Source organism: Streptomyces sp. NPDC046985, from assembly GCF_040644415.1.
Lineage (GTDB): Bacteria > Actinomycetota > Actinomycetes > Streptomycetales > Streptomycetaceae > Streptomyces.
In genome coordinates, this window is sequence record NZ_JBEYWK010000011.1 from 90556 (window position 1) to 98695 (window position 8140).

At 74.0% G+C, this 8140-nt stretch carries 9 protein-coding genes; 5 read left to right on the forward strand and 4 right to left on the reverse strand.

Annotated elements, in window-relative coordinates:
* Positions 1-102: 102 nt before the first annotated feature.
* Entirely contained in the window at positions 103-1680 is a 1578-nt protein-coding gene (locus ABZ861_RS16415; protein ID WP_361630181.1) for an ATP-binding protein, read from the forward strand.
* A 124-nt stretch (positions 1681-1804) separates the two neighbouring features.
* Here the strand turns inward: ABZ861_RS16415 and ABZ861_RS16420 are convergent, their stop codons facing one another.
* Entirely contained in the window at positions 1805-3946 is a 2142-nt protein-coding gene (locus ABZ861_RS16420; RefSeq protein ID WP_361630184.1) for an MMPL family transporter, read from the reverse strand.
* 96 nt (positions 3947-4042) lie between these two features.
* Between ABZ861_RS16420 and ABZ861_RS16425 the strand changes: the two genes are divergently transcribed.
* The 4 genes from ABZ861_RS16425 to ABZ861_RS16440 all read left to right on the forward strand — a co-directional run bounded on the left by ABZ861_RS16425 (position 4043) and on the right by ABZ861_RS16440 (position 6070).
* Complete coding sequence (locus ABZ861_RS16425; protein ID WP_361630187.1) at positions 4043-4522, forward strand: MarR family transcriptional regulator; 480 nt, start codon at positions 4043-4045, stop codon at positions 4520-4522.
* Positions 4523-4814: 292 nt separating this feature from the next.
* The gene (locus ABZ861_RS16430; protein WP_361630446.1) at positions 4815-5339 is read left to right on the forward strand and encodes a sigma-70 family RNA polymerase sigma factor; all 525 of its coding nucleotides are present in this window, start codon (positions 4815-4817) and stop codon (positions 5337-5339) included.
* 327 nt (positions 5340-5666) lie between these two features.
* On the forward strand, positions 5667-5888 hold the full coding sequence (locus ABZ861_RS16435) for a hypothetical protein (protein ID WP_361630190.1): 222 nt from the start codon (positions 5667-5669) through the stop codon (positions 5886-5888).
* 2 nt (positions 5889-5890) lie between these two features.
* A complete protein-coding gene (locus tag ABZ861_RS16440; protein ID WP_361630193.1) occupies positions 5891-6070 on the forward strand; it encodes a DUF6480 family protein in 180 nt (59 codons plus the stop codon).
* A 135-nt stretch (positions 6071-6205) separates the two neighbouring features.
* On the opposite strand, the gene ABZ861_RS16445 is transcribed toward ABZ861_RS16440, so the two are convergent.
* The 3 genes from ABZ861_RS16445 to ABZ861_RS16455 form a co-directional block, all read right to left on the reverse strand.
* Complete coding sequence (locus ABZ861_RS16445; protein WP_361630196.1) at positions 6206-6865, reverse strand: SDR family oxidoreductase; 660 nt, start codon at positions 6863-6865, stop codon at positions 6206-6208.
* A 271-nt stretch (positions 6866-7136) separates the two neighbouring features.
* Positions 7137-7760, reverse strand: coding sequence for a GNAT family N-acetyltransferase (locus ABZ861_RS16450; RefSeq protein WP_361630199.1), 624 nt, complete (start codon positions 7758-7760; stop codon positions 7137-7139).
* A 175-nt stretch (positions 7761-7935) separates the two neighbouring features.
* Positions 7936-8139: an MbtH family NRPS accessory protein gene (locus tag ABZ861_RS16455; RefSeq protein ID WP_361630202.1), complete on the reverse strand. Its 204-nt coding sequence runs from the start codon at positions 8137-8139 to the stop codon at positions 7936-7938.
* Position 8140: the final 1 nt, after the last annotated feature.

Below are 8140 nucleotides of genomic sequence, written 5' to 3' on the forward strand. Positions count from 1 at the left end.
GGGGAACCGGCGGGCGATGACAACAATTGTTGTCGTGACGCTAGAGTGTCTCCGCCGCGTGCACGTCAGAGCGGCCGTCTGGACACCCGAGGAGCACCCGCGATGACCGCTGGGCAGGAAGAGGCCGCCCGCCAGGGCGCCCTGTCGAACTGGACGACGCACCGCTGGCTGCGCGCCGGGGTGAGCGCCGCCCTCGTCCTGCTGGCCGTCCTGAGCGGGCTCGGACTCTGGGCGATGGACCGCGCCACCTCGATCACCGGCGACCTCGTCGGCACCCGGTCGCCCGCGCTGACCAACTCCGTGCGCCTGGAAGCGGCGCTGGTCAACCAGGAGACCGGCATCCGCGGTTACGGCCTGACCGGCGACATGCGGTTCCTCCAGCCCTACCAGCAGGGCACGGCCGACGAGAAGAAGGCCGTAGGCAGGCTCGACGACCTGCTGGCCGGGAACGCGCACGCCCTCGCGGACCTGCACACCGTCCTCAGCCGCGCGGACGCCTGGCAGCAGCGCATCGCCACCCCCATATCCCGCGCTCCCGGCGGCGCCCCGGTCCAGCTCGCCACCGCCCGCGCCGCGGAGGGCAAGGACGCCTTCGACCGGCTGCGCCAGGCGATGACGGAGCAGCAGAACCGCCTCCTGAGCGCCCGCATGAGCACCGTGGACGACCTCACCCGCGCCGAGACGCTGCGCAACCGGGTCTTCGGCGCCATCCTGCTGGTGATCGTGCTGATGGCCGTGGCGGTGTTCGAGGGACTGCGCCGCGGCGTCACCGGCCCGCTGACCCGGCTCAGCCGCGACGCCGGCATGGTCACCCGCGGCGACTTCCGCCACCGCATCGCCGCCTCCGGCCCGGCCGACCTGCGCCGGCTGGCGGCGGACGTCGAGTCCATGCGCCGGCGGCTGGCCGACGAGCTGACCACCAGCGAGCAGCACCGCCGTCTCCTGGACGAGCAGTCCGTCGACCTCAAGAGGTCCAACGAGGAGCTGGAGCAGTTCGCCTACATCGCCTCCCACGACCTCCAGGAGCCGCTGCGCAAGGTCTCCAGCTTCACCCAGCTCCTCCAGCGCCGCTACGGCGGCCAGCTCGACGACCGCGCCGACCAGTACATCTCCTACGCGGTGGACGGCGCGAACCGCATGCAGGTGCTGATCAACGACCTGCTCGCCTTCTCCCGGATCGGCCGCCTGCACGACACCCAGGAGGAGGTCGACCTCAGCACGCTCGTGGACAAGACCCTCGACACGCTCAGCATCTCCATCGAGGAGTCCGGCGCCCGGGTCACCCGGGACGAGCTGCCGACCCTCGTCGGCGACAGCACCCAGCTCGGCATGCTGTGGCAGAACCTCATCTCCAACGCGGTCAAGTTCCGCGCTCCCGACCGCGCTCCCGAGATCCGCATCACCGCGGCGCAGGAGGAGGGCCGGTGGCGGTTCACCGTCGCGGACAACGGCATCGGCATCGATTCGGAGTACGCGGACCGCATCTTCGTCATCTTCCAGCGCCTGCACACCAAGGACCGCTACCCCGGCAGCGGCATCGGCCTGGCCATGTGCAAGAAGATCGTCGAACACCACGGCGGCGCCATCGCCCTCGAACCCGGCGCCGGGCCCGGCACCCGTATCAGCTTCACGCTCCCGACCAGGCCGTCGGCTCAGAGCGGCCGTACGGCGGAGGTCTGAGAGACCCCAGGGCCCCGGACGCCCGTCGCGGCGCCGTGCCGTTCGCCGCACGGAGCGAGGCGAACGGCACGGGACCAGTGCTGTGGCCGGAAAGGCGAGCCGGTGGACCTGTCCGGTCACCGCATTAGCGCGGTGTGGCCGAGCCGTCCCGCTCCGGCGGCTGGGCCGGGAGTTTCGCGTGCTGTGCGTCGGCGCTCTCGCGGCCGAGGCGGCTGGGCCACCAGACCGCCGGCCCGATGTCCCGCACCAGGGCCGGCACCAGGACGGAGCGCACCACCACGGTGTCCAGCAGCACGCCGAAGGCCACGATGAAGGCGATCTGCGCGAGGAACGCCAGGGGGATGACGATGAGCGCCGCGAAGGTGGCCGCCAGCACCACTCCCGCCGAGGTGATGACGCCGCCGGTGGCGATCAGCCCGTGCAGCATGCCCTGCCGGGCGCCGAGGCGGACGGTCTCCTCGCGCGCCCGGGACATGAGGAAGATGTTGTAGTCGACGCCGAGGGCGACGAGGAAGACGAAGCCGTAGAGCGGGACCGACGCGTCCGTGCCGGAGAAGCCGAAGCCGTGCTGGAACACCAGGCCGGCGACGCCGAGCGTGGCCATGTAGTTCAGCGCGACGGTGGCGACCAGCAGGACGGGCAGCAGCAGGCAGCGCAGCAGGGCGATGAGGATGACCAGGATGATCGCCAGGACGACGGGGATGATCAGGGTCCGGTCGCGCTCCGCGGTGCGCTGGGTGTCGTACTGCTGGGCCGTGTAGCCGCCGACGAGGGCGTGCGCGCCGGTGGCGTGCAGCCGGTCCCGCAGCCGCTGCACGGTCTGCTTCGCCGCGTCGCCGTCCGGCGTGTCGGTCAGCACGGCGTCGATGCGCACGCGGCCCCGCACCACCAGGGGTGCGCCGCCCGGCCGGCCGGAGGCGCCGAGGGCCTGCGCGCCGGACACGCCCGGCGTCCCGGCCGCGGTCCGCGTCGCCTGGGCGCGCTGACCGGCGTCGGCGATGATCACCACTGGCTGTCCGGAGCCGCCGGGGAAGTGCCGGCTCAGCGTCTGTTGTGCGGCGACGGACGGCGCGTCGTTGACGAAGAGTTCGCTCAGCGGCACGCCCTTCGACTGGAGCGCCGGGAAGAAGGCGGCGCCGACCGCGAGCAGGGCGCAGGTCCCCAGCCACAGCCGCCGGGGGCGGGTGTCGACCCACTGGGCCACGCGCCGCCAGATCCCGTGCCCGCCGGTGTCCGCGTCGGCGGACCGGGGCTTGGCCGGCCAGAGGGCGGCCTTGCCCAGCAGGGCGAGCACGGCGGGCAGGAAGGTCAGCGTGGTCACGACGGCGCAGACGATGCCGATCGCTCCGACGGGGCCCAGCGCCCGGTTGTTGGTGAGGTCGCTGATCAGCAGGGCGAGCAGTCCGAGGGCGACCGTCGCGGCGCTGGCCGTGATCGCGCCCAGGGAGCCGCGCAGCGCCGCCCAGGACGCGGCGGCGCGGTGCGCGCCGCGGGCCAGTTCTTCGCGGAAGCGGGCGGTGAGCAGCAGCGCGTAGTCGGTGGCCGCGCCGATGACCAGGATGGAGAGGATGCCCTGGACCTGGCCGTCGACGCGCACGACGTCGTGCTCGGCCAGCACGTACACGAGGGCGCAGGCGATGCCGAGGGCGAACACGGCGCTGACGATGATCGTAAGGGGCAGCAGCACGCTGCGGTACACCAGCAGGAGGATGAGCAGGACCGCGGCCAGCGCGACGCCCAGCAGGATGCCGTCGATGCCCGCGAAGGCGTCGGCGAGATCGCCTTGGGTTGCCGCGGGACCGGCGATCTGGACGCGGGCGCCGGGCACCCCGGCGGCGGCGTGCCGCACCTCGTCCAGCACGCTCTTGAGCTGGTCTCCGAGGTCCGCCTTGAGGGGCACCACGCCTTCCAGCGCCGCGCCGTCCTTGGACTCCAGCGGCGGGGACGCCGGGCCCTGCACGCCCTTGGCCCCGCTGAGCGACCGCAGCGCGCGGGCCGCGTCGGCCTGCTGCTCCGCTGTGACCCGGCCGCCGGACGTCGCGGTCCAGACGACGACGGCCGGCAGGGTCTCCTTCTGGTCGAAGGCCCGCTGCTGCTGGACGACCTCGGTGGACTCGGCGTTGCGGGGCAGGAAGGCGGCCTGGTCGTTGGTCGAGACCTCGCCGAGCTTCCCCGCGTAGGAGCCGAACATTCCGCCCAGGCCGAACCAGACGATCACCAGGGCAAGAGGGACCAGCCATCGGGCGGGTCGTCGCGCGGCGTTCATTCACTCCCCATCGAGCGGGCGGACCCCAGCAGGCCCGCGGACAACTTCACTCAAGCCTAAAGTATCTCAACGATTGAGAGATCATATCCTGGGAGCATGCAGCACGACAGCACGGAGCACCCCGCTGACTCCGCCGACGACCTTCAGACCTACGCCGTCCTGTTGCGCACCCTGAACAGCGAGTTCAACCGCATCGCGCACGCCTTCGCGCAGGCCCACCGCCTGCACGCCACAGACGTCCACGCGCTCGCCGCGATCATGGACGCGTCGTTCACCGAGGGGCGCCCCATGACGCCGTCGCGGCTGCGGGAGCGCCTCAACCTCACCTCGGGCGCCGTCACGGCCTGCCTGGACCGCCTGGAACGGTCGGGGCACGTCTACCGCACCCGCGACGAGGCGGACCGGCGCGTGGTGCACCTGCACTTCAACCCGGCCGCCCGCACGCTCGCCCGCCGGTACTTCGCCCCGCTGGCGCGCAGCACGGAGGCCGCGCGGGAGCGGTTCTCACCCGAGCAGCTCGCGACGATCGCCGAGTTCCTGCGCGTTCTCAACCGCGAACTCGCGCAGGAGCACTGAGGGCCTCCGGCCCGTACCTGGCAGCCCGCGCTCGCACCTGGCCGCGTGCGGGCGGGGGCCGCGCAAACCACGCACGGGCGACGCGAATTGTGCGCGGCCCGACATGCCGCGACCCTGGAGGGGACGGTTCCGCTCAGCGCGGCCGTCGGCGACCCGCTGGCACCGCCGGACGTGCCGCACTGCGCACAGGAGTGGCCGACCCATGAACGCTACGCACACGGTCCCCGCCGGGCCGGGCGGCGGCCCGGCCCGGCCGGCGCGCGCCTGCGACGCCGATCTGTGCGCCCGTTTCATGTCCGGCGACGAGGACGCGCTGGCCGAGCTGTACCGGGCCTGGGGCTCGCTGGTCTACTCCCTCGCACGGCGCGTCCTGGGCGACGCCTGCGAGGCCGAGGACGTCACGCAGACGGTGTTCCTGGCGGCCTGGCGCGGTCGCGCCGGGTTCCGGCCCGAGCGCGGCATCCTGTCCGCGTGGCTGGTGGGCATCACCCGGCGCAAGATCGCCGACGCCCTGGCCGCCCGCACCCGGCGGTCGGAGCTGGTGGCGGCCGCCGGCTCGGTGCTGCTGCTCGACGACCAGCGCGGGGCCGACCCCCAGGCAGCGCTCGACCGGGTGCTGGTCGGGCAGTCGATGGCGTTCCTGACCGAGCCGCAGCGCACGGTGCTGCGGCTGGCCTTCTTCGAGGACCTCACCCACGCGCAGATCTCCCGGGTGACCGGCCTGCCGCTGGGCACGGTGAAGAGTCACGCGCGGCGCGGACTGCACCGGCTCGGCCACTGCCTTCAGGACGGCGAGCCGCTTCCGCGCGCCGCGTAGCCGTACCGCCCGCAGACGCCGCGTAGCCGTACCGCCCTCAGACGGGCGCCGCCCGTACGGCCCCCCGCACGACGGCGCCGCCCGTGCTCCCCGGAGGGCGGAGCGGGCCGCCTCGGGATCCGCTCGCCCGTCGGCGGCAGGGGGCGAAGCCCGCGGTCCGCGCGCCGCGGGCGACACGCGGCGATCTGTTCTGCCGTGACCGCGCGGTCGGCGCATCCGATCGGGCGGTCACGGCAGAACAGAGTAGTACGTGCCGGTTCATCCCTTTTGCGGGTCGACTCGGCGCCGATGGGTTGCGACCCCGAACACCACACCGGGAGAGAAATCATGATCGTCAAGAAGCTTCACGACGCCGGCGTCAAGAGCGAGCACGCTTACATCGCCGCCAGTGCGTCCATCGGCCTGTCGCTCGCCTCCTGGCTCACCTCCACCAAGACCGAGAACCTGGAGCGCGCCGACCGCTGGGGCATCTTCGTCGGGGAGTGGGCTCCCACCTTCTTCGCGCTGGGCCTGGCGCTGGCCAACTACGAGGATCCGCGGAAGGTCTGATCATGCCCGATCCGCTACAGCCTCCGGGCGAGACGCCTCCCGTGGAGGGATCGACCGCCGAAGCGCACCCCGAGCGACCGGACGGCGGCGTCTGGGAGCACCCGTTCTTCTGGCTGTCGCTGATCATCCTGGGCTGCCTGCTCGTCGCCGCGTTCTTCGTGATGCGCATGGTCGACCTCTGAGTCGACTCCCCTCGCACACGGCGCCGCGGCCGCGCCGGGCGGCTGAGCCCGGTCGCGTCGGCGTGCTCGGGCGAACGCCTCCTGAGCGCCCGGGGACGAGCGCCAGAGCGCCGGACGACGACGGACGTCCGGCGCTCAGGCATGTGCCGTCACCAGGGCCTCGACCAGCAGGTCGACGGCGTCGGCGACCGAGCGCCCCGGCGGCAGCGGCGGCGGGGCGCCGACGACGGCGCGCCCCGCGAAACCCGACTCGACGTGCGGCAGCCGGACGTCGAGGACCGCCACGCCCGAGCGCCGCCGCTCCCGGCGGACCGACGCCAGCCACGCGGCCAGCGCCGCCTTCGACGCCGCGTAGTCCGCCATGCCGGCCGGGGCGCCGTCGACGACGGCCCCGGTCACCGCGGCGAGGACGCCGCCCGGCGGCACCACGGCGAGCCCCGCGCGCAGGAACGCGATGGGCGCCAGGGCGTTCACCGTGAACAGGTGTTCGGCCACCTCGTCCCCGACCGATCCGGCCGGACCGAACCCGGCGACGCCCACGCAGACCAGGACCGCGTCGAGGCCGCCCAGTTCGCCCGCCGCCCAGTCGACCGTGCGGGCGCAGGCGGTCAGGTCGTACGCGTCGAACCGACGCGTCGGCGCGTCCCCGGCGGCCGCCGCGACGCGCTCCAGCGCGGCCGGATCGCGGCCGGCCAGCGCCAGCCGCGCGCCCAGACCGTGCAGCCGCCGCGCCAGGGCGGCGCCGATGGCGCCGGTCGCGCCGGGCAGCACGATGCGCGCGTTCTGGACGTCCACGGGGCCTCCTCTCGCGGGGCGCTCGCGCCGGCCTGGGGTTCAGGGAGGGCGGGGCGGCCCTGTGGCGGGTGTCCGGGACGGTGGGCCGGGCCGAAGGGCCGGTTCGGCGGCGGCGCGGGGCGGACGGACGGGCAGGCGCTGGGTTCCGCTGCGCGCCGAGGGCCGCCGCGATGCCGACGGCGACCCGGGCCGCCCTGTCCCCGCCTCTCACCCCTGACTTCCGAGGACGGGCGGGGAAAGGTTGCACCGCGCGGGGGGCCCGTCCGCCTCGTCAGCCGCCGGTCGTCTGCAGCTCCCCCGCCCCGTCCGGCGGCTTCGGCGCGTCCGCCGCGACCACGCCGCCGACCGTGCCGACCGTGCCGACCGTGCCGACCGCGTGATCGTCCCGACCGGCTCTCGTCGCGATGACCAGCATCTTGGACACCGTCCCGTCGTCGCCGACGACGTCGCGCAGGTGCCGGAAGCCGAGGCGCCGGCACATCGACAGGCTGGCGGCGTTCTCCGCGCCGACCATGCCGTACGCCTCCTCCAGGCCCCGGTTGTCGGCGGCGTGGCGCAGCAGGCCCTCGACCACCTCGCCGCCCAGGCCGCGACCCCAGTACGGCGGCGCCAGCGCGGTGACCATCTCGTGGCCGTCGACGTTGCCGGTCTTCTTCAGCTCCGCGTGGCCGACGTAGGCGCCGTCGAGCCACAGACCCCAGACGTCGAAGCGGTCCTGGGGGTAGACCTCGGTCAGGATGGCGCGGAACAGCGCGCGGACGTCGGGTTCGGGCACGAGATCCTGGCCCATCCAGCGGCACACGTCCTCGTCGCGCAGGAGGGCGACGAAGTGGTCCTCGTCCTCGGGCCGGTAGGGCTGGAAGCGCAGGCGGGCGGTGTGCAGTACGGGGGTCATGGCGGGCTCCTCGGTGACGGTGCGGCGGCGGACTGGGGTGGGGGCCGAGGGCGGTGGGGCGCCGGGCTGACGGGCGGATGCCGGGAGGGCGGGGCGCCGGGCCGCGTGAACGGTCCGGCGCCCCGCCGGCGGGCACTTGCGGAACGGGGAGCGGGGTCGAGCGGGGAGGGCCCGGTCAGGCGCCGGCGCTGTCCATGCGCTCGCGCAGGCTGCGCGGGCGCATGTCGGTCCAGACCTCGTCGACGTACGCGGAGCACTCGGCCTCGGTGCCCTCCTTGCCGACGGGCTGCCAGCCCGCGGGCACCTCGACGTCGAGCGGCCAGAGGGAGTACTGCTCCTCGTCGTTGCGCAGCACCTGGTAGCGGGTGTTCTCGTCCATG